General features: G+C 68.2%; 12 protein-coding genes. 4 read left to right on the top strand and 8 right to left on the bottom strand.

Annotation, left to right across the window (positions count from 1 at the left end):
- The first annotated feature begins 94 nt into the window (after positions 1-94).
- Together OHA11_RS03605 and OHA11_RS03610 are read left to right on the top strand one after the other, a co-directional pair.
- A complete protein-coding gene (locus OHA11_RS03605) occupies positions 95-793 on the top strand; it encodes a response regulator transcription factor (RefSeq protein WP_266491871.1) in 699 nt (232 codons plus the stop codon).
- A complete protein-coding gene (locus OHA11_RS03610; protein WP_266491873.1) occupies positions 790-2,226 on the top strand; it encodes a HAMP domain-containing sensor histidine kinase in 1,437 nt (478 codons plus the stop codon). The genes OHA11_RS03605 and OHA11_RS03610 overlap by 4 nt, the downstream gene beginning before the upstream one ends.
- A gap of 47 nt (positions 2,227-2,273) precedes the next feature.
- On the opposite strand, the gene OHA11_RS03615 is transcribed toward OHA11_RS03610, so the two are convergent.
- Both OHA11_RS03615 and OHA11_RS03620 read right to left on the bottom strand, forming a co-directional pair.
- On the bottom strand, positions 2,274-3,719 hold the full coding sequence (locus OHA11_RS03615) for a family 43 glycosylhydrolase (RefSeq protein ID WP_266491875.1): 1,446 nt from the start codon (positions 3,717-3,719) through the stop codon (positions 2,274-2,276).
- 64 nt (positions 3,720-3,783) lie between these two features.
- The gene (locus OHA11_RS03620) at positions 3,784-5,220 is read right to left on the bottom strand and encodes a family 43 glycosylhydrolase (RefSeq protein ID WP_266506914.1); all 1,437 of its coding nucleotides are present in this window, start codon (positions 5,218-5,220) and stop codon (positions 3,784-3,786) included.
- Positions 5,221-5,642: 422 nt separating this feature from the next.
- Between OHA11_RS03620 and OHA11_RS03625 the strand changes: the two genes are divergently transcribed.
- Complete coding sequence (locus tag OHA11_RS03625; RefSeq protein WP_266491877.1) at positions 5,643-10,859, top strand: family 43 glycosylhydrolase; 5,217 nt, start codon at positions 5,643-5,645, stop codon at positions 10,857-10,859.
- A 54-nt stretch (positions 10,860-10,913) separates the two neighbouring features.
- Positions 10,914-11,906 (top strand): RNA-binding protein, encoded by a 993-nt coding sequence (locus OHA11_RS03630; RefSeq protein WP_266491879.1) that lies wholly within the window; start codon positions 10,914-10,916, stop codon positions 11,904-11,906.
- A 433-nt stretch (positions 11,907-12,339) separates the two neighbouring features.
- Here the strand turns inward: OHA11_RS03630 and OHA11_RS03635 are convergent, their stop codons facing one another.
- From OHA11_RS03635 to OHA11_RS03660, 6 genes are all read right to left on the bottom strand, one after another.
- The gene (locus OHA11_RS03635; protein ID WP_323186513.1) at positions 12,340-13,218 is read right to left on the bottom strand and encodes a phosphotransferase; all 879 of its coding nucleotides are present in this window, start codon (positions 13,216-13,218) and stop codon (positions 12,340-12,342) included.
- Positions 13,219-13,418: 200 nt separating this feature from the next.
- Positions 13,419-14,441, bottom strand: a complete 1,023-nt coding sequence (yjfF, locus tag OHA11_RS03640; protein WP_266491881.1) for a galactofuranose ABC transporter, permease protein YjfF — start codon at positions 14,439-14,441, stop codon at positions 13,419-13,421.
- Entirely contained in the window at positions 14,441-15,532 is a 1,092-nt protein-coding gene (locus tag OHA11_RS03645) for an ABC transporter permease (RefSeq protein ID WP_266506918.1), read from the bottom strand. Before OHA11_RS03645 ends, yjfF begins: the two co-directional genes overlap by 1 nt.
- 5 nt (positions 15,533-15,537) lie before the next feature.
- Positions 15,538-17,076: a sugar ABC transporter ATP-binding protein gene (locus OHA11_RS03650; protein WP_266491882.1), complete on the bottom strand. Its 1,539-nt coding sequence runs from the start codon at positions 17,074-17,076 to the stop codon at positions 15,538-15,540.
- A gap of 181 nt (positions 17,077-17,257) precedes the next feature.
- Positions 17,258-18,268, bottom strand: coding sequence for an ABC transporter substrate-binding protein (locus OHA11_RS03655; protein ID WP_266491884.1), 1,011 nt, complete (start codon positions 18,266-18,268; stop codon positions 17,258-17,260).
- Positions 18,269-18,406: 138 nt separating this feature from the next.
- The gene (locus OHA11_RS03660; RefSeq protein WP_266491885.1) at positions 18,407-19,465 is read right to left on the bottom strand and encodes a LacI family DNA-binding transcriptional regulator; all 1,059 of its coding nucleotides are present in this window, start codon (positions 19,463-19,465) and stop codon (positions 18,407-18,409) included.
- Positions 19,466-19,871: the final 406 nt, after the last annotated feature.

A 19,871-nucleotide genomic window follows, 5' to 3' on the forward strand; every position in this document is an offset into this window, starting at 1 on the left:
GTTTTCCTGTCGGTCAACTTTCAAGTTTTTATCGATATGAAGTAGACAGGCCCGCGGCTATGGCGTCAGGAGGCGCGTGAAGCACTATGGGCACGTGGAAAAAGTACGACTTCTCGTCGTGGACGACGACCCGCCCATCGCCGACCTGGTCGCGACGGTCGCCCGCTACGAGGGCTGGGAGGCGGTCACCGCGAACTCCGGCGAGGAGGCGCTGAACCGGGCCGCCGAGTTCCATCCCGACATCGTGGTGCTCGACCTGATGCTGCCCGGACTCGACGGCTTCGCCGTGCTCGACCGGCTGCGGCTGTCCGGGACGATGGTGCCCGTGGTGTTCCTGACCGCGCGGGACGGCGTGGCCGACCGGGTCGCGGGCCTGACCAGGGGCGGCGACGACTATCTGGTGAAGCCGTTCGCGGTGGAGGAGCTCATGGCCCGGCTGCGGACCGTGCTGCGCCGCAGCGCGGGACCGGCCTTCCAGCGGTCGGTGCTGAGCGTCGCCGACCTGACGATGGACGAGGACACGCGCGAGGTGCGCCGCGGTGACCGGCTGCTGACGCTCACCCCGACCGAGTACGAGGTGCTCCGCTATCTGATGCGGAAGTCGCCGACCGTGCTCACCAAGGCGCAGATCCTCGACCATGTCTGGGAGTACGGCTTCGGCGGCCGGTCGAACGTGGTGGAGCTGGTCGTCAGCCGGCTGCGCCGCAAGCTCGACGGCAGCGACGAGGACGAGGCGCCGCTCATCCACACCGTGCGCGGCGTCGGGTACGTGGTGCGGCAGGTCTCCGAGTGATCCGCCGCTTCCGGGAGACCTACCGCAGGCTGCGGCTGGGCACCCGGCTGGCCCTGGGCATGGGCGTGCTCTCGCTGCTCGTGTTCGCCGTGGTCGGGGCGTCGCTCTCGATGTCCATGCGGGACTACCTGGAGCGCCAGCTCAACGACCAGATGAAGCTCGTCCAGCTCACCCAGTCCAAGGACGTCGAGGCGTACGGCACCGTGCAGGGCAAGCCGTACTACGGCTGGTACACCGCCTCGTACGAGGTCTCGGCCGGCCGGGCCGTACTCCGCGAGCCCGCCGACGTGCCGGCGGACGCCGACGAACTCGCCGCCGTCGCCCAGGCGGTGCGGGACTCGGGCGACGACCCCGTCTTCCGCACCACGCACATCAAGGGCGAGGGCATGTACCGGCTGCGTGCCTGCGAGCCCGAACCCGGGGTGGTGCTGGTCACCGCGGCGCCCATGGACGACATCGAGGACACCATGGACCAGCTGACCACGGTCCAGGTCGTCGCCTTCGCCCTGGCGCTGGTGGGGCTCGTGGTGTTCGGCCGTGCGGTGCTGCGGCGGGGCCTGAAGCCGCTCAGCGACATGGCGCACACGGCCCGCGGCATCACCTCGCACGACTTCACCGACTCGGCGCGCCTGCCGGTGCGCGCCGACCGCGGCAACGGCGGCCCGGAGGTCGAGGAGCTGCGCACCGCCTTCAACACCATGCTGGAGCACATCGACGACTCGCTGGCCGTCCGCACGGAGGCGGAACAGCGGCTGCGCCGTTTCGTCGCGGACGCCTCGCACGAGCTGCGTACGCCCCTGATGTCGGTACGCGGCTACGCGGACCTCTTCCAGTACGCGGCGGCCAACGAACCCGAGGAACGGGAGAAGCACCTGGCCCGGCTGCGTGCCGAGGCGGCCAGGATGGGCGTGCTCCTCGACGACCTGCTGCTGCTCGCCCGGCTGGACGCCGCCGAGGTGGAGACGCCGCTGCGGCTGGAGGACGCGGACCTGGTGGAGCTGGTGCGCCAGGCCGGGGACGCCTTCCGCGCGGCCCGGCCGGACCATCCGCTGACCGTGACGGCCGGTCCCGAGCCGGTGCGGCTGCGCATCGACGCCCTGCGCATCCGGCAGGTCCTGGACAACCTGCTCACCAACGCCGCCGTGCACACCCCGGCGGGTACGAAGGTGTCCACGGAGGTGTCCGTCGCGTCCGGGGTGGCCGTGGTGCGGGTGACGGACTCCGGTCCCGGCGTTCCGGCCGCCGACCAGGAGCGCGTCTTCGACCGCTTCTTCCGCATCGACAAGGCGCGCAGCCGCGACCGCGGAGGCAGCGGCCTCGGCCTCGCGGTCGCGCGGTCACTGGTGCGGGCCCACGGCGGCACCATCGAACTGACGAGCCGCCCGGGCACGACGACGTTCACGATGCGGATTCCACTGGTCCGCGCAATCTGACCGGCGGTCCGGCGGCGCCCCGCAGCGGACGGGGCCGCCGCCTCCGCCTACTCGGCGTAGAACGTCGCGTCCGCCCTGGCCGTCGTCGTGTCGGCGGGCTGGGTGTAGAGCAGGTAGTTGTAGTGCCGGAGGTAACTGCCCGCGACGTTGTACGACTCGAACGAAATGCCCGCGGACGCGTCGGCCAGCCCCGCCCGCCGATAGAAGCTCGCGTCGCTCTTGAAGGCCGTACTCCCATCGCTCTTGTCCACCCAGACCTCACCGTTGCTCCGGTGGCGGAGGTAGTAGCCGGGGAAGTTCGCCGATTCCAGGGAGACGGTCCCGCTGCCGGCGAGGCCGGTCACCACGCGGAACTGGGAGTCGGCGAGGTTGGTCACGTTCGGCTCGATCTTCGCCCGGTACTCCCAGTGCCGGATGAACCGGTCGGGGAAGTTGTACGAGGAGAAGCGGACCGGGGTGACGCCGTCGGCCACCGGGATACCGAAGTTGGGGGTGCCGTCGGCGTTCCAGTACAGCTTCTGGTAGCGCGTACGGCGGTTGGGGTCGCCCAGCGGGTCGCCGCTGATGTCCTTGTAGTTGCGGTCGTGGTAGACGAGGACGTCGGACTTTCCGTCCTCGGACGTGGTGAAGGTGTTGTGGCCGGGGCCGTACTGGCCGGTCGCGTCGTTGCTCTTGAAGACCGGAGTCTGGGTCTTCGTCCAGGAGGCCGGGTTCATCAGGTCGGCGGTGGCGTTGGCGGTCAGCAGGCCGAGGCAGTAGTTGGCGTCGGTGGCGCTGGCCGAAAAGGTCATGAAGACCTTGCCGTTCCGCTGGATGACGGCCGGTCCTTCGTTGACGCGGTGGCCCACGATCTCCCAGGAGAGCGTCGGGGTCGAGATCCGCGCCGGAGTGCCGCTGATGGTCCAGGGGTTGGACATCGGGGCGAGGTAGACGCTGGTTCCGGTGCCGACCGCCGGGTCGTTCTGCGCCCAGCTCAGATAGCGGGTCCCGCCGACGGTGAAGGTCGTCGCGTCGAGCGAGAAGGTGTCCAGTGGCAGGGCGATCCGGCCCTTCTCGGTCCAGGTCCCGGTGAGCGGATTGGCGGCGCTGGTCTCCAGGACGTACGGCCGGATCTTCCAGATGTCGCCCGAGGCACCGGCGGCGAAGTAGACGTACCACTTGCCGTCGATGAAGTGGATCTCCGGCGCCCAGATGTGCGCGCCCATCTCACCACTGGCGTGTTTCGTCCAGATCGTCGTCTCGGCGGCCGTGGCCAGCCCCTGGAGGGTGGTGGCCCGCCGCATCACGATCCTGTCGTACGCGGGCACGGTCGCCGTGAAGTAGTAGTAGCCGTCCGTGTGCTTGAAGATGTGCGGATCGGCGCGCTGTTCGGCGACGGGGTTGGTGAAGGTGACGGCGGGCGAGGCGGGGGCGGCGGCCTCGGCGATGCCGGAGGTCAGCGCGGCCAGGGTGGCGAGCAGTGCCGTGAGCACTCTTGCGATCGTGCGTCTCACTGAGTTCCTCTCCATCACGTCGAAAGCGTCGGTCGAGCCGGACGCGCGCCTGTCAGGTCGTCGGTCAGGTCGTGGGCTTGAACTGCCACTGCTGGCAGGCGTTGTTGAGCCAGGTCCACTGGCGTACGTCGGCGCCGTCACCCGTACCGCAGTTGGCGACGTCGGCGACCTTGCCGGTGCTCTCGTTGACGATCCGCACGTAGTCGCCGGTCGCGGTGTACACGAGGCGGTACTTCTGGCAGTTGTTGTTCAGCCAGGACCACTGGGCGATGTCGGTACCGTCGGCGGCGGCACACCCGGCGGTGTCCATCACCTTGCCGGTGGCCACGTTCACCAGCCGGCTGGTGTCGTTGCCCTGGTCCTCGATCCGCCACTTCTGGTTGGCGCCGCCGGTGCAGGTCCACTGGAAGATGTTGGCGCCGTCCGCGGTGCTGCCGCCGGCGACGTCCAGGCACTTGCCGCTGTTGCGGTTCACCAGGGTGTACGCCGTCGGGGTCACCGCGGTCTCGCCTGCCGGGCCGGGGAGTGTGGTGCCGAGGGCGACCGGGGTTCCGAAGTTCGGCGTGCCGTCCGCGTTCCAGGTGAACTTCTGGGCGCGGGTCGTCCGGCCGTTGCCGCAGCCGCCGTTCGCGGTGTTGTTGCCGTGGTAGACGATCCAGTTCTCGGTGCCGTCGGGCGAGGTGAAGAACCCGTTGTGGCCAGGCCCGTAGACACCCGCCGCGTCATTGCGCTGGAAGACGGGGGTCTGCTTCTTCGTCCAGGAGGACGCCAACAGCGGGTTGGTGCCGGTCAGTTCGAGCTGGCCGAGTTTGTAGTCCGCGGTCTGGCAGTGGCTGGCGGAGAAGGTGAGGAAGGTGCGGCCGTCGTGGTACAGCGGCTCGGGCCCCTCGTTGACAGCGCCGCCCGAGGTCTCCCAGCTCAGCGTCGGGCTGGAGATGACGCTGAAGGCGGAACTGCTCAGCGTGTACGGGTTGCTCATCGGCGCGATGACCAGGCTCTGCGTACTGCCGTTGATGAAGCCGCTGCCGACCAGGTACAGGTTGTTGCCCTGCTTCAGGACGCTGGCGTCGATGAGCCAGCCGCCGGGGTTGAGGTTGGACCCGGTGAGCTGGTTCTTGAAGGTGTACGGACCCATCGGATCGGTGCCCGCGCTCTCCAACACGTAGGTGCGCTGGGAGTCGCAGCAGGCGACACCGCCCTGCCCCGCGGAGTAGTACAAATACCAGTGCCCGTCGAAGAAGTGCAGTTCCGGAGCCCAGAAGTTGGTGTTGCGGGTGGATGTCGTGTCGCTCCACACCTGGACGCTCGGGGCCACGGACAGCCCGGCCAGGGTCGGCGACTTCCGCATGGTCAGCACACCGGTGAACGACGTGGTGACCAGGTAGTAGTTGCCGTTGTAGTACTCCAGCCAGGGGTCGGCGCCCTTCTGCGCCTTGACCGGGTTCGTGTACGGCCGCCCCTCCGCGGCGGTGGCGGGCTGCGCGGCGACGGACGCCAGCATCACGAGCAGCGCGGCCACGAGGGAGCACCAGTGACGGACACGGAACACAGTGGATCCCCTTCCGATGAACACGACGTTCGTGACGTTCGAAATCCCGTACGGCGTACGTAACTTCGACCAGAAGATAGGTACGCGCGGGGTACGCGTCAACGCTTCTGACGCGTTTGGTTCCAGTCGGCTTTCCGTGACGTAAAACCCCAACGCGGCACGGACCCACGGGAGTTACGAGGAACCTCCGGCCGTTCGACCAGCCGGACATTGTTCGGAACCCCTTGACGCCCCCGTTCACGCCGCTTCACACTCTCGCAACGCGACGTCACACACGCGAAACGGCGCAGCCCGCTGCTGAGACCTCGCGGTCCTTCCTTCCGGTCCGTTCCTTCCGGACCTTCCAGCATGTCTCAGCAGAGGAAGTGGAAACGATGCATCTCCCGAGACCCCGCAGCCGTGCGAGACGTTGGGCAGAAGGACTCGCCGGACTGACCGCGGCATCACTGCTTTTCGGGCTCGCCGGGCCCGTCACCTCCGCCCGCGCGGCAGACAGTGCAGACAGCGCGGAGAGCGCGGACATCACCGACGGTCTGGCCCTCTGGTACAAGCTCGACGCCGCCTCCGGCACCACGGTGGCCGACGCCTCCGGCAACGGCCGGACCGGCACGGTGATCGGCACCGCCACCTGGTCGGACGCCGGTGAGGGGCTCTCTTTCAACGGCTCCGACACCTACGTCAAGGTGCCGGACAACATCATGAGCGGCATGGACTCGATCTCCGTCTCGATGGACGTGAAGGTCGACTCCGCGCAGAGCACCCCGTACTTCATCTACGGCTTCGGCAACACGAGCGGCTCGGCGGGCAACGGCTACCTGTTCACCACCGGCAGCACCTTCCGGACCTCCATCGCCTCCGGCAACTGGTCGACGGAGCAGACCACCCAGCCCTCCCCCGCCCGCGCCATGACCCGCGCGGTGTGGAAGCAGGTCACGTACACCCAGACGGGCACCACCGGCGTCCTGTACGAGGACGGCGTCGAGGTGGCCCGCAACACGGCGGTCACCATCACACCCGGCTCCATCGGCTCCGGCACCACGACCGCCAACTACATCGGCAAATCGGTGTACCCGGGCGACAAGCTCTTCAAGGGCAGCGTCCGCGACTTCCGGGTCTACGACCGGGCGTTGGCCGACTCGGAGGTCGAGCAGCTCTCCCTCCCCGTCGCCACGCAGGGAGTCGCCGATGACAAGACCGCCCTCACCCTCGGCGACACGAGCGCCGTCGTCACGGACCTGACCCTGCCGACCACGGGCACGGCGGGCGGCTCCACGATCGGCTGGAAGTCCGACACCCCCTCGGTGGTGTCGGACTCGGGTGCCGTCACCCGCCCCGCCGCCGGGGAGCCGGACGGCCACGCGAAACTCACCGCGACCCTGAAGAAGGGGTCGGTGACCGACACCAAGTCCTTCGACATCACAGTCCCGCCCGCGTTCGACGACGCCACGGCCACCGAGCAGGCCGCCGAGGCGCTGAAGGTCGACAACCTCGACGACGTACGCGGCAACATCACTCTGCCGACGACCGGTTCGTACGGCACGAAGGTCGGCTGGACCTCCGCGAAGCCGGACGTCGTCTCCGCCGACGGCGTCGTCCACCGCCCGGCGCACGGCGAGGGCGGCACGACCGTCGAGCTGACCGCGACCATCACCAAGGGCGACGCGCGGGCAACCCGCGTCCTCACCGCGAAGGTGCCCGAACTCCCCACCGAGGCACCCCTCAAGGGCTATATGTTCAGCTACTTCACCGGCGAGGGCACCTCGGACGGCGAGCAGCTCTACGCGGCCCTCAGCAAGGGCAACGACCCGCTGAAATGGCGGGAGTTGAACGACGGCAGGCCCGTCCTGACCTCCACGCTCGGCCAGAAGGGCCTGCGCGACCCGTTCATCATCCGCTCCCCCGAGGGCGACAAGTTCTACCAGATTGCCACCGACCTGCGGATCTACGGCAATGGCAACTGGGACGCGGCGCAGCGCACCGGCAGCAGGTCCATCATGGTCTGGGAGTCCACCGACCTGGTCCACTGGACCGACCAGCGACTGGTCAAGGTCTCCCCCGACTCGGCCGGCAACACCTGGGCGCCCGAGGCGTTCTACGACGAGCAGCTCGGCTCGTACGTCGTCTTCTGGGCGTCGAAGCTGTACGACAACCCCGAGCACTCGGGCGACACGTACAACCGCATGATGTACGCGACCACCCGCGACTTCCGCACCTTCAGCGAGCCCGAGGTGTGGATCGACCGCGGTTACTCGGTCATCGACTCGACGATGACCAAGCAGGGTGACACCTACTACCGTCTGTCGAAGGACGAGCGGAACAACTCCTCGTCGACCCCCAACAGCAAGTTCATCTTCCAGGAGAAGAGCGACTCGATCCTCGACGAGTCCTGGGACTTCGTGGCCGAGGGCATCGGCAAGGGCGCGATGAGCGCCGCCGAGGGACCGCTGGTGTTCAAGTCGAACACCGAGGAGAAGTGGTACGCGTTCCTGGACGAGTTCGGCGGGCGCGGCTACATCCCTTTCGAGACGACGAACCTCGCCTCGGGCAACTGGACCCCGTCCACGGGATATGACCTGCCGTCAAGACCGCGCCACGGCACGGTACTTCCGGTCACGCAGGCCGAGTACGACCGGCTGTTGAAGGCGTACCAGCCGGACCAGATCGTCGAGTCGGTCGAGGACGTCAAGGTGACGACGGGCATCGGTGACGCCCCGGTCCTGCCGGGCACGGTCATCGCCGAGTACGCGGATGGGGTCAAGCGCCCTGTCTCCGTCACCTGGGACGAGGTCCCGGCGTCGGCGTACGCGCAGGCAGGCACGTTCACGGTGAAGGGCAGCCTGCCGGACGGAGCCGCCCTCAAGGTCGAGGCCGAGGTCACGGTCTCGGCGGAGGGCCCCGAGGTGCCCGCCGACCTGCTCCTGCACTACGGCTTCGACGAGACGACCGGCAGCATCGCCCGTGACTCCAGCGGCCATGGCTACCACGGCACGTACGTCCGTACGCCCGACTTCGGGACCGGCGTGGACGGCGGCTCGTTCAGGATGACCGGCGGCCCGAGCAGCTCGACCACCTCTCCGTACGTGCGGATCCCGAACGGCGTACTGAAGGACGCCGACAGCGTCACCGTCTCCACGTACGCCAAGTGGAAGGGCGGGGACAACTTCCAGTGGCTGTTCGGTCTGGGCCCGGACAGCGACAAGTACCTCTTCGCCACTCCGTCCAACGGCGGCGGCAAGCTCTTCTCCGCGATCACGAAGGCCACTTGGTCGGGCGAGAAGCAGATGATCGGCGGCTCGCAGCTCACCCCCGGTGAGTGGCAGCACGTCACCGTGACGGTGAACGGCGCGACCGAGACGGCGGTCCTCTACGTGGACGGCGTCGAGGCGGCGCGGGCGACCGGGGTCACCATCAAGCCGTCCGAGCTGTACGACGCGTCGAAGGGCTACTCCGGCTACATCGGCAGGTCGCTCTACTCCCCCGACCCGTACTTCGGCGGCGAGGTCGACGACTTCCGGATCTACAACCGGGCGCTGTCGCCCGCCGAGGTCCTGGAGCTGAGCGGGAACACCACAGGGATCGCCTCGGCGACCCACCCGGCACTGAAGGTCGACGCGATCATCGACGACGCGGCCGGCAGGATCACGCTTCCGCTCACGGCCGGCAGTGATGTCACGGCCCTGGCACCGGAGTTCGGCCTCGCCCACGGGGCGTCGATCAGCCCCGCGTCAGGCTCGCTGCACGACTTCACCGAGCCGGTGACGTACGAGGTGACCGGCTCGGACGGCAGGAAGCGCACCTGGACGGTCCGGGCCCTGGAGATGAAGAGCCCAGTGCTGCCGGGGCTGAACGCCGACCCGAACATCACACGGTTCGGCGACACCTTCTACATCTACCCGACCACGGACGGCTTCCCGGGCTGGAGCGGCACGCGGTTCAAGGCGTACTCGTCGAAGGACCTGGTGCACTGGGAGGACCACGGCGTCATCCTCGACCTGGGTCCGGACGTCAGCTGGGCCGACAGCAGGGCCTGGGCCCCGGCGATCGAGGAGCGGAACGGCAAGTACTACTTCTACTTCTGCGCCGACGCGAACATAGGTGTCGCGGTGTCCGACTCGCCCACGGGCCCGTTCAAGGACGCGCTGGGCAAACCGCTGCTGAAGGCGGGCCTGTACCCGGGCCAGATGATCGACCCGGCGGTCTTCACGGACGACGACGGCACGTCGTACCTGTACTGGGGCAACGGCAGGGCGTATGTCGTCCCCCTGAACGACGACATGGTGACTTTCGACGCGTCGCAGGTCACCGACATGACTCCCAGTGGCTACAACGAGGGCACCTTCGTCATCAAGCGCGAGGGCACCTACTACTTCATGTGGTCGGAGAACGACACCCGGGACGAGAACTACCGCGTCGCCTACGCGACCGGCGCCTCTCCCACGGGCCCCTGGACCAAGCGGGGCGTGATCCTGGAGAAGGACCTGTCCCTGGGCATCAAGGGCCCGGGCCACCACTCGGTGGTGAAGGTGCCGAACACCGACGACTGGTACATCGCCTACCACCGCTTCGCGATCCCCGGCGGCGACGGCATGAACCGCGAAACGACCATCGACAAGCTGGAGTTCGACGCCGACGGCTTGATCAGGAAGGTCGTGCCGACGCTGTCGAGCATCGACCCGGTCACCATCGTCCGGGCGGGTCCGGACGCGATGGGCACCGAGGGGAGCGCGATCCCGGTCACCGGCACCATCTCCGGCGCGGGCAAGCCCCGGTGGACGGTCGAGGACGGTTCACCCTGCACCTTCGCCGACCCCGACGCAGTCCTCACCTCCATCACCTGCGCCGACGACGGTACGTACGAGGTGACACTGACCGGGGGTCGCAGCAGTGACACGCTCACCGTGACCGTGGACAACGCGGCGCCGGTGATCACGTCGGCGACGGGGCCGAGCGCCCCCGTGTCGGTCGGCAGTAGCTCGGCCGTCAAGGCCCTGTTCACCGACCTGGGGTCCGACGACTCCCAGACGTGCAAGGTCGACTGGGAGGACGGCACCGAGGCGTCCACGGGCACCGTCACGAGCGCGGGCTGCGAGGCGACGCACACGTACAAGAAGGCGGGCATCCACCGTCCGGTGATCACGGTCACCGACGACGACGGCGGCAAGGACAGCACCCAGTTGCCGGAGCTGGTCGTCTACGACCGCGCGGCGGGTCCGATCGCCGGGGTCGGAGTCATCTCGTCCCCAGCGGGCGCGTACCCGGCCAAGCCCAAGCTGACGGGGCTGGCGGGCTTCTCGTTCGGCGCCGCGTACAGGAAGGCGAGCGACACCGTACCCGTCGGCAACGCGACCTTCGACTACGCGGCGGGCAGGGTGAAGTTCCGCTCCACCGCCTCGGACTGGCTGGTCGTCACCCGCAAGGAAGCCCAGTACCAGGGCTCAGGCACGCTCAACGGCACCGGCGGCTACGCCTTCCGCATCACCATCACCGACTCCCCCGACACCTACCGCATCAGAATCTGGAAGAGGTCGACCGGCGATGTGGTCTACGACAACCTGACGGGCACGAAGGCGTACGGGATCGTGTTCGGCTGAGGACTGGGGCTGACGGCTGAGGGCGGTGTCAGTGCCGTGCTGGAAGATAGGGGCGTGCAGCTTCCCTACGTCTATCGCGTCACCAAGTACGACCCCGTCGACCGTGACGAGCGCGGGCACTACACCGGCACCGAGGACACCGTCAGCGATCACGGTGAGGTCGAGGCGGCCTACCTTCGGGCGGTCGAGGCGTTCGCCGTGGAGGCCGGTGTCGATCGCTTGTCCGTCCGTGAGCCCCAGGTTCCGTCCCTCGCGCACTTCAGTGTTGAGCGGCCCCTGGACGGCTTGGGGCTTGTGGGGCTCTTTCCGGCTGGTCTTGCCGGTGTCTACGACGGAGCGGAGGTGCCGCTCGCCATTGGGCTGGCGCTGGTGCGGCTCATGCTGCGGGACAGCGGTGTCTGGTGTCGTCTGGAGGCGGAGGGGACGTTCGCTGTGCACGTCGGGTGGGACCAGTACCTCTACATCGGCAGTCGCCGGTTCTGTGCGGAGGCGCTGACACAAACCCGCGCGCTCGGGCTGTTCCCGGAGCGGCTGGACGCCTCCCCGTACGACATGGAGGCCAACGGGGAAGACGTCCAACGGCCAGGTGATGAGGATTTTTGGGCCCGTCTCCGCCGGGCAGTCGCCGCCGGCCGCGCCGGGCTTCTGGAGGAGATGTACCTTGAGGGCGCCTCGCGGTGGCACCATCTCGCCCTCGACACCATCGACACAGTTCGCGCCGGGCTCGCTCCCCGCGCGCGGCTGGCCGTGTGGCCCGACCTGTCCTCCGACGTCGACGCAGTTCTCAGTGCCCTTCCCGCCGAGGGCCTCGTCGAGTGTGTCTGGCAGGGCAAGGACGGCCGGATCCACAGCGCTGTCGCTGACGAGGAGGCGTTCCCGGAGCTGACCGCCCGGATATCCGGTGCCGATACCAAGGCCAGTGCCGCGATGCTTCTGTCCGTGTATGCCGGTGAACGTGCGCCCCTGCTCACCGCTGTCATGCCTGACAGCGACGGGGTGGTACGGGCCCGCTGGCAGGCCCAGGCGGCGCCGAGCGACCGGGACTGAGTGTTCCTGAGACCCTTCACCGAGGTGAGATCGTCACTGCTGCGATCAGGACACGGCGCCCATGGATCAGCGACCGGACCTCAGGCGATCGACCCAGCGGCCAAGGCCCCGGCGTGAGCGGCGCGGGCGCGGCTGGCGAAGGCGACGATCCGCTGCGTGGACCTGGCCGGTTTCGCCAGGGCCGCGTCCCCAGTGATCGTCCGGTGACAGGATCGGCGCCTTGCGTTCTGCTTGGGCTCGGATCTCAACGTGAGATTCGTGAGCGGTGACGCGGAATGCCTCTTCGTAGGAGGCCAGAGCGGCGCTCAGGGCCCCGCCCCCAAGGCCCCGACGACGAATGCGCGCGGCCAGCCACGCAAGGAAGCCCAGAACAACGGCGAGGCCGCCGATCAAGATCAGGAACGGTAAGAACACATCGGTCTCCCTCACGGCCTCAACTCACCCGTTGTTCGGCCAAGTCCAGCCAGCGCTCCACGTCGGCCGGGGTGAAGTGTCTGATGGCCCAGTCGACCATGCGTAGGCTCATGTGAGCCCACGAGGGCCGCAGGATGTTCTCGGGGAGCGAGTCGAGGACGGCGTCGAGATGTTGCGTCACCCCCGGGTCGGCATCCTTGGTGTGGATGCCGAAACGCAGCGTGACCAGGTCGAATCGCCGGTCACCACGGGCGGCACCGTCCCAGTCGATGACCCCGGAGATGGCGCCATCTATCGCCAGAATGTTGCCTGGGTGGAAATCCATGTGCACGGCGTCATGCCCGGCCAGTTGAGCAGAGGAGTCGGCGCCTACAGCGGCGATCCAGTGTTCGAGGGCGGCGCTGCGGCGGTTGTGCTCACGCAAGGGCTCGTGCAGACAGTAGCCAGGGCCGTCCTCCAGCAGGTGAAGTTCCACCGCTGGGACATCGGGGCGGTCTGCAAGCCGGTCCGCCTGCAACTGGTTGAGTTCGAGAGCCTGTTCCAGACCGCGCTGGTCGAGATGGTCGATCGTCGTGCCCGGCAGGAGCTCCTGGACCATGACCACCGCGTGGCCGACCTGGGCGATCAACTCCGTGGCCGGTGCCGGATAGCCTGCCAACCGCAGCGCTTCGGTGACGGCGAGTGCTCCTGCCCGCATGTCCGCCGCCCGGCTGTGCGGTCGCCACTTCAGGACGGAGCGGTGGTGGTCGGGCCAACGCACAAAGGCTGCGCCGACTTGCCCGCCTGGGCAGGGGCCGTCCAGTGTCAAACGGACACCGGTCTGGGTGTGAAGGTCGTCGAGCGTCCGGGCGGCATCAAGCCGCTCGGCACGCGCCCAACTCTGCGAGGAAGAAGTCACTGGGCCGAGTATCGCCGCCCGCCTCGCAGCCGTCAGACGGATCAGGCCGCCTGCTCACCGCGCAAGTGGGCCGTGAGTCCCAGCGACGCGCCGTAAACCCGGCGTGTCGCTGGGACTCACGCGACAATTACTTCGCCCGGCGGGTTCGCCAACCGCATCCGAGGTCAGGGCGGGCCCAACGGCCGGGAACTGTCGGCGAGTCAGGTCTTCCTGCGGCTCGTCATCGCGCGCTGGATCAGGATGAACGCGCACAGAAGCACGCCCGTCGCGATCTTCGTCCACCAAGAACTCAGCGTGCCCTCGAACTGGATGAGGCTCTTGATGAGGCCCAGGACCAGGACACCGAACAGCGTGCCGATCACGTAGCCCGAGCCGCCCGTGAGCAGCGTGCCGCCGATGACGACCGCGGCGATCGCGTCGAGCTCCATGCCGGTGGCGTGCAGGGGGTCGCCGGACTGGATGTAGAGAGTGAAGAGCAGGCCCGCCAGGGCCGAGCAGAAGCCGCTCACCGTGTACACCGCGATCTTCGTGCCGCCCTGCGGAAGGCCCATCAGCATGGCCGACTGCTCGTTGCCGCCGATGGCGTACACCCGGCGTCCGAAACGCGTGTAGTGCAGGACGTAGAACGCCGCGGCCAGCACCACCAGCGCGACGATGGCCCCGATGGAGAGGAAGGCTCCGCCCAGTGACACCTGGGTCTGGGCCATGCTGCTCACGGAGGAGTCGCCGATGGAGATGGACTCCTTGCTGATGACCAGGCACAGGCCCCGGAAGAGGAACAGGCCGGCGAGGGTCACGATGAAGGGCTGGATCTCGAAGTTGTGGATCACATAGCCCATCAGGAAGCCGCCGAAGGCACCCACGGCGAGTGCCATCGGTATCACCACCACGATCGGCAGGCCCTGACGTTCCACCAGCCATGCCGTGAACATGGTCGTGAAGCCGATCACCGACCCGACCGACAGGTCGATACCGCCGGAGAGGATGACGAACGTGGCGCCGACCGCCGCGACCAGCAGATAGCTGTTGTCGATGAACAGGTTCAGGAAGACCTGCGCCTCGGCGAAGCCGTAGTTCTGGTACCGGCTCAGGCCGATGGCGTACATCACGAGGAAGAGGACGGCCGTCACCAGGACGGGCAGCCGTCGGTCGGCGAGTACGCGCGCGGCCTTGCTTGGCGTACGGCTGTCCGGCGCCGTCGGGCGCTGGGTGGTCGTGCTCATCACGACACCTCCATCTTTGGAGCGGCGTCGGCCGCCGGGGCCGTGTCCGCCGGGGCCGGTGCCGCGGCCTGCTTGCCGCCACCCCTCGCGCCGAACACCTTGGCGCGGAACTTCGGGGACTGCATCAGGCAGACGATGATGACGACGGCGGCCTTGAAGACCAGGTTGGTCTGGGTCGGTACGCCGATGGTGTAGATCGTGGTGGTCAGGGTCTGGATGACGAGGGCGCCCACCACTGTGCCGCCGATCGAGAACCGGCCGCCGAGGAGTGACGTGCCGCCGATGACGACCGCCAGGATCGCGTCCAGTTCGATCCACAGACCGGCGTTGTTGCCGTCCGCGGCCGAGGTGTTGGAGCTGATCATCAGGCCCGCGATCCCGGCGCACAGCGCGCAGAAGACGTAGACCATGATCTTGATGCGGCGGGACCTGATGCCGACCAGGCGGCTGGCCTCGGCGTTCCCGCCGACGGATTCGACGAGCAGGCCGAGAGCCGTGCGGCGGGTCAGCGCCACGGTCACGGCGACCACGGCGGCCACGACGAAGATGGAGAACGGCAGCGTCAGCCAGTAGCCGCCGCCGATCAGTTTGTACGGCTCGCTGTTGACGGTGATGATCTGCCCGTCGGTGATGAGCTGGGCGACTCCGCGCCCGGCGACCATGATGATCAGCGTGGCGATGATCGGCTGGATGCCCATCCTGGCGACCAGGAAGCCGTTCCAGAGGCCGCAGACGACCGCGGCCACCAGGCCGATGGCCATCGCGAGCAGCACCCCGGAGAGGGCTTCCTGGTCGGCCTGGTCACTGAGGTACGAACAGGTCAGCGCCCCGGTGATCGCGACGACGGCGCCGACGGAGAGGTCGATGCCGCCGGTGGCGATGACCAGGGTCATGCCGACCGCGACGAGGATGAGGGGCGAGCCGAACAGGACGATCGAGACGAGGCTGCCGTAGAGGTGGCCGTCCGTCATCTTGATGGCGAAGAAGTCGGGTGTGAAGGGGACGTTGACGAGCAGCAGGACGACCAGCACGGCGACCGGCCAGAACAGGTGATGGTGTGTCAGCGCTCGCCATCGGGGAGTGGTGGTCACGGTGGTCACTGGTGCTCTCCGCTCGCGATGGTCTCCAGGATCCGGGTGGGGGTGATCTCGGGCCCGTTGGCGAGCTGCGCCACCAGTTTGCGGTCACGCAGCACTCCGATGGTGTGGCTGAGCCGGAGTACCTCCTCCAGCTCGGCCGCGATGTACAGCACGGCCATGCCCTCCTCGGAGAGCGAGACCACGAGTTTCTGGATCTCGGCCTTCGCGCCGATGTCGATGCCGCGCGTCGGCTCGTCCAGGATCAGCAGTTTCGGCTGGGTGATCAGCCAGCGTGCCAGCAGCACCTTCTGCTGGTTGCCGCCGCTGAGTTGGCCGACCCTGGCCTCGGGGTTGACGGGCCGGATGTCCAGGGCCTTGATGTACTTGGCGACGAGTTCGTCGCGCTGGGCGGCCGGGATGGGGCGGGTCCAGCCGCGGGAGGCCTGAAGGGCGAGGATGATGTTCTCCCGCACCGTCAGGTCCGGTACGAGCCCTTCGGTCTTGCGGTTCTCCGAGCAGAACGCCACGCCCGCGGCGATCGCGTCGTTCGGGGCGCTCATTGAGACCTGTTCGCCGCCGATGGTCACCTTGCCGCTGTCGGGCTGGTCGGCGCCGAAGAGCAGCCGGGCGAGCTCGGTGCGGCCCGATCCGAGGAGTCCGGCGAGTCCGATGACCTCGCCCTTCTTGATCTCCAGGTCGAAGGGGGCGATGCCGCCGGTCCGGCCGACGCCGTCCGCCGTGAGCAGTGACTCCCCCACGTCGGAGTGGAGTTGGTGGTCGTGCAGTTCCTCCAGCTGGTCCAGGGCTTTGCCGATCATCAGCTGGACGAGGCCGACCTGGTCGAGGTCGCGGACCATGTGCTCGCCGACCAGGGTGCCGTTGCGCAGGACGGTCATCCGGTCGCAGACCTCGTAGATCTGGTCCAGGAAGTGCGACACGAACAGGATCGCGACGCCCTCGTCCTTCAACCGCCGCATCAGGCCGAAGAGTTCGAGGACCTCGTCACGGTCGAGGCTGGAGGTCGGCTCGTCGAGGATGAGCACCTTGGTGCCCGCCCCCTGGCCATCGGCGTCTCCGGTGCCCACCGACCGTACGATCGCGACCAGTTGCTGAACGGCCAGCGGGTACGAGGACAGCGGCGCGGTGACGTCGATGTCGAGGCCGAGCCGGTCGACCAGCTCGGCGGCCTCCCGGCGCAGCCGCTTCCACTGGATGCGGCCGAAGCGGGTGGGTTCGCGTCCGATGAAGATGTTCTCCGCCACCGACAGGTTGGGGCAGAGGTTGACCTCCTGGTAGACCGTGCTGATACCGGCGTGCTGCGCCTGCGAGGGGCTGGCGAACCGCACGGACGTGCCGTTGAGGGTGATGGTGCCGCCGTCCAGGGAGTGGACGCCGGTCAGCACCTTGATGAGGGTGGACTTGCCGGCGCCGTTCTCGCCGAGCAGGGCGTGGATCTCGCCGGGGAAGAGCCGGAAGTCGACACCCGACAGAGCCCGTACCCCCGGAAACTCTTTGACTATGCCCGTCATCTCCAGGACGGGCAGCGGCTCTGCCATGGCAGCGCTCCTCATGGATTTCGTTCAGGCCCGCGGGGAGCCCCCTGGGCAGCCCTCCGGGCGGAGGACTCGGCCGGGCGAAACTCGGCCGGGAGGGGGCTCCCTGGCGGTGGGTGCGGTCGGTCAGTACGTGCGGGTCGACACCCGCGCGTCAGTACGTGCGGGAGTCGGCACCCGCCGGTCAGTACTTGCGGTTCGGGAGCGCGGCCTTGGCCTGGTCCTGCATGAAGTCGCTCTCCTCGGTCTTGATCCAAGGCTCGACCGTCTCGCCGTCCTTGACCTTCTGGACGACCTCCATCAGCTGGGGGCCGAGCAGCGGGTTGCACTCGACGATGGCGTTGATCTTGCCCTCGGACATGGCGACGAAGCCGTCCTTCACGCCGTCGACCGTGACGATGAGGATGTCCTTGCCGGGCTTCTTGCCGACCGCCTCGATGGCCTGGATGGCGCCGATGCCCATGTCGTCGTTGTGCGCGAACAGCACGTCGATGTCCGGGTTGGACTGCAGGAAGGCCGCCATGACCTGCTTGCCTCCGGCGCGGGTGAAGTCACCGGTCTGGCTGACCACGATCTTCCAGTCGTCCTTGTGGTCCGCGTCCATGACCTCCTTGAAGCCCTTGGCGCGCTCGATCGCCGGGGCGGCACCGGTGGTGCCCTCCAGCTGTGCGATCTTCACGGCGCCCTTGTGGCCGGCCTTCTCCAGGACCTTCTCCAGGATCTTGGCCGCGCGCCGGCCCTCGTCCGTGAAGTCCGAGCCGACGAGCGTGACGAACAGGGACTTGTCGTCGGTCTCGACGGAGCGGTCGGTGAGGACGACCGGGATCTTCTTGGCCTTGGCCTCCTTGAGCACCGCGTCCCAGCCGGTGACGACGACCGGCGAGAAGGCTATGACGTCCACCTTCTGGGCGATGAAGCTGCGGATCGCGGAGATCTGGTTCTCCTGCTTCTGCTGCGCGTCCAAGAACTTGAGGGTGTAGCCGGCCTCCTTGGCCGACGCCTTCACCGAGTCGCTGTTGGCGGTGCGCCAGCCGCTCTCCGAGCCGACCTGGGAGAAGCCCAGGGTGAGCTTCTTGCCGCCGCCGCTGCTGCTGGAGTTCGAGGAGCCTCCCTCGTCCTCCTTGGCGCAGGCCGCCAGGCCGCCCGCGGCCGCGACGCCGACCGCCGCGGTGAGGAAGTTCCTTCGGTTGAGCATGTGTCTTCTCCTTTGAAGAGCCGGCCCGGAAGGGCCCGCTGGTACGCGCTTGCTACTCGGCGGGACAGGCTGCGCAACGTCCAGCCTGCCGATCATTGTTCGAAATATCGGGCAAAATGATGGGGCGAAATCCGGCCGTCAGGTGCCGCGCCGGCCTGGAGGAGCGCCCTGGTCGGAGGTGTACGGGAACGTGCTGGCCCGGACGACGAGTTGGGGCTCGATGGCCAGCCGGGGCGTCCCGGCCGGGTCACGGCCCTCGATCAGGTCCAGGAGCAGGGCGATGCTCCGCTTGCCCACCGCCGCGAAGTCCTGCCGGACGGTGGTGAGCGGTGGGGCGAAGAACTCCGACTCCGGGATGTCGTCGAAGCCGGCCACCGCGACGTCCTGGGGAGTGCGCACGCCCGCTTCCCGCAGGGCCCGTAACACCCCAAGCGCCATCTGGTCGTTGGCGACGAAGACCGCGGTCAGCCCCCTGCCCACCCAGCCGGCCAGCTCCTGGCCCGCCCGGTAGCCCGACAGTGGGCTCCAGTCCCCGCGCAGGGACATCGGCGGTTCGACTCCGGCCTCGTCGAGGGTCGCCCGCCAGCCGGCGGCCCGGTCGGCCGCCTCCTGCCAGTCCTCGGGTCCGGCGAGGTGCCAGACCGTACGGTGGCCCGCGGCCAGCAGGTGACCGGTGGCCAGTCGTGCGCCCAGGTGCTGGTCCACGTTGACGCAGGGAATGCCCACGCCAGGGCCGCTGCCCACGGTCACCACCGGGAACGGGTGGCGGAGTCCGGCGAGTGCCTCGACCGCCGACCGCTGCGGAGCGATGGCGACCACTCCCTCCACGCCGCCCTCGCTGAGGTGGTCCAGGGCTTCGGACAGCTTCTCGACAGTCAGTTTGCGCAGACTGACCGTGGAGACGAGGTAGCCCTCGGCACGCGCCGCCTCTTCGAGTGCGAACAGGGTGCTGGCCGGACCGTAGAGCGTCGTGTCGGAGGCGACGACACCCAGGGTCCGAGTGCGCCGGGTGACCAGGGCTCGTGCGGAGGAGTTGCGGCGGTAGCCCATTTCCTCGATCGCGTGCAGCACCCTGGCCCGAGTCTCGTCCCGCACGTTGGGGTGATCCCCCAGCACACGGGAAACGGTCTGGTGGGACACGCCCGCCAGTCGCGCGACATCGGCCATGGTGGGCGGCCGAAGCTGCGATTGTGCCATGGCCGCACCTCCTTGGCGGTCGTATACCGGAAGATCCCTGTGACCCGCGTGGACGCCTCCGCAGGGTCGGGCCCGGCCCGCGACGACGGTAACCGGCCGACACGGCTCACCCGGTCGGCCCGGAGCCCCATGTCGTTTGCCACGGAGGCGAGTTGGGACGCGGTGAGCGCCATGGTCGTTCCTCCCTGGAGTCGGCGGGTGATTGCGGAGGTCATTGTGAGCGCTAACAATTCACCTCGGTCAAGGGGTTCAGCAGCAGGAGGGCGTCACGTTTGAGTAACGCGGCGGAAGCACGCGGAGTTTGAGCCACGGCCCTCAACACCGGTTCACAGCAAGGGTATTGACGTGCCTCGGGCACGGCCCTATGTTTCAGCACCGAAACTTCGAACCACGGACGAAATATCGG

The organism is Streptomyces sp. NBC_00878, from assembly GCF_026341515.1.
Lineage (GTDB): Bacteria > Actinomycetota > Actinomycetes > Streptomycetales > Streptomycetaceae > Streptomyces.